Annotated in this window: 1 protein-coding gene and 1 pseudogene; both read right to left on the bottom strand. The window is 62.9% G+C overall.

Annotation, left to right across the window (positions count from 1 at the left end):
• Positions 1–763, bottom strand: a pseudogene (locus AC1DUU_RS28785) (hypothetical protein); the annotation flags it as partial.
• Complete coding sequence (locus AC1DUU_RS28790; RefSeq protein WP_476786743.1) at positions 760–2,586, bottom strand: type I secretion system permease/ATPase; 1,827 nt, start codon at positions 2,584–2,586, stop codon at positions 760–762. The gene AC1DUU_RS28790 and the pseudogene AC1DUU_RS28785, both read right to left, overlap by 4 nt.
• Positions 2,587–2,673: the final 87 nt, after the last annotated feature.

The raw sequence follows: 2,673 nt of genomic DNA on the forward strand, positions 1-2,673 counted from the left end.
GGATAGTCTTGCGGCTCGATTCAGCCTCAATGGCGCCCCCGGCAATGGCGGCACTTTCGAGCGGCGCATATATCGACCAGACGCCGAAGCCAATGACAAACACCCCAACAATCGCGAAAGCGCTCGTGGCGAGGTAGCGCAGCCGATAGAACGGCGTCGCAGGCAGCAATGGTGCTGCTGCAAGGTCATGCATGCTGGCCCGGTTCGAGGCGTCTATGAGGCGTTCTTCTCGGCGCCTTGCGAGCGGACGTGCAAGCCTGTGGAACAGTGCTGTCGTCATGCTGGCCAGGGACGAGGCAGACTCTGCAGCGAGGACAGTGAGCCCATCCCATGACCACGAAAGCCACGATTCGAGGGAACTACGGGTCAAGCGCAGCGACTTGCCGAAACCTGCGCCGCAATTGGTCGCAAAGTCGCCCATAGCGGCAACAGCAGCTGGGATGAGGGGATAATGTCGCTCGAATGACCTCCGTGTCGCCGACTTTACGGCTACAAGGCCCGCCGTGGCCCGGCTTTGTCCGGCTGCGCACCATTCCTTTGATGTGACGACGAAGCGTGCCGATACGTTACCCCATGCGGCGGCGGCTGCCCGGCCGCCACGTCGACCGGTTGCCAGCGTAAAGGCAGTGGATGCAGTAAGACGGGCGGCGATGCTGGAAAGCCCGGCTCGCGTCTTTGCGAGCTGCTGCTTGAGGGGCGCGCCGTCGCCTGCCGCATTTGTGGCTTTGGTGTCCTTCTTGGTGTGGTTTTTATGGCGTTTCATGCCCCACCCCTTTCGGCTTCCCCAGCCGGTGCATGCCCGTTCGCCATCTCAGGCGATCGCGGGAAGCCCTTGTGTCCCAATTGCTTGACGCTCTTGCGGGCAGTGATGATCTGCGGGCGCCTGACCGGTATGGCGGTCCGCCCACTCTTGATCTTCCCGGCGACGTCGCGGCGGTTGCCGAAGGCATTGATCATACCGTTGTCCAGTACCAGGATCTTGTCGGACAGGCTCAGGATCTGAAGGCGCTGGGCAATGATGATGATCGTTGATCCCCGCGCCTTCATGTTCTGGATCGCTTCCCGCAACGCCTCTTCGCCTTCGGCGTCGAGACTGGCGTTCGGCTCGTCCAGGACGATGATGCGCGGATGGCCGAAGAATGCACGCGCCAGGCCGAGCCGCTGACGCTGCCCACCCGACAGCCTCGTGCCGCTCTCGCCAATATCTGTCTCGTAGCCCAAGGGAAGCCGCATGATCGTCTCATGCAGCCCCACCATGGAGGCGGCTGCGATCACATCATCGGGCGCTGCATCCTGCAGGCGGGCGATGTTTTCCCTGACCGTGCCGCCGAAGAGTTCGATATCCTGTGGGAGATAGCCGAAGTAGCGGTGCCCCCCGGAGGCCAGCCAGATTGCCATGTCGGCATTGTCGAGACGAACATGCCCGGCAGTGGGGTCGATGGTGCCGGCGATGAGGCGACCAAGTGTCGACTTTCCTGCACCAGAGGGACCTACAACGCCGAGCACTTCTCCTGGGCTGAGCAGGAAGGTTACCCGCCTCAAGGCAGGTGTGGACGCGCCGGGCGGCACGAACGTCACTTGTTCGATGGAGAGCTGCCCATTGGGGCGCGGCAATTCCATGGCTTTTCGCGGCTGCGACGCGCCTGCCAAGATCTTGCGCAGGCGGCCATAGCCCAGGCGTACGCCAGTGACGGCCTTCCAGGTTCCGATGGCTCCTTCTACCGGAGCCAGGGAGCGCCCAAGCAGGATCGACGCTGCGAAAATTGCTCCGGGACTGACGCTGTTCAAGATCACCAGCCAGGCAGCACATGCCATGACAATGACTTGGGCGAAAAGGCGCACGAAGCGAGCAAGCGACTGGATGACGCTGGCGCGCGCTGCGGCGGTGAGCTGAGCCTCCTTGGCTTCGGATTGACCGTTGCGCAGGAGGCGGGCGACCCCCGGCAACATGCCCATGGCGCTGATCGCCTCGACATTGCGCAACAGCGCTTCAAACCGGTGCTGGCTCTCGCCCCAGGCAGCGCTCGCACGAGCGAACGGCTTGCGTGTCACCATCTCGTTCAGCATTGCCAGCCCAAACAGGATGAGCGACGCGGCAAGGCCGATCGTCCCGAGCAGCGGATGCACGAGGATCATCGCGAGAATGAAAATTGGTGTCCAGGGAAGGTCAAACAGGGAGGTGCTTGCGGTGCCGCCAAAGAAGGAGCGCAAGCCGCTGACGTCGCGCCAGGCTTGGGTGGCCGCGGCCGCATCGTTGCGCAAGGCCGATTRCACGGCTGCAATGAGTACCGATGGCCGGACGCGATCGTCGAGCCATATACCAATCCTGACGAGCATCGCCCGGCGCAGGGCCTCCAGCGTGGCATGCACAGCAAGTGCCACAATCACGATCAGGGTCAGCATCGTGAGCGTATCGAGACTGTGGCTCGACAGGACGTGGTCGTAGACGTGCAGAAGGTAGAGCGGRACCGTCAGGGCCAGGAGGTTCACGAAGAAGCTGAGCGCGAAGACCATCGCCAGGGAGGCCCTGCAGCGCTTGAACGCACGTTCGACTTCGGTAATCGTTCGGTCCTTGGATAGAGCCATGAATGTCTCCGCGAGGGCGTCACACCAATAGGACCGGCACCGGGGGAACGTGCAAATCGGGCCCGGCACGGCTCGCCGCCATGGTGG

The organism is Aminobacter sp. P4_H6_2 (assembly GCF_056400805.1).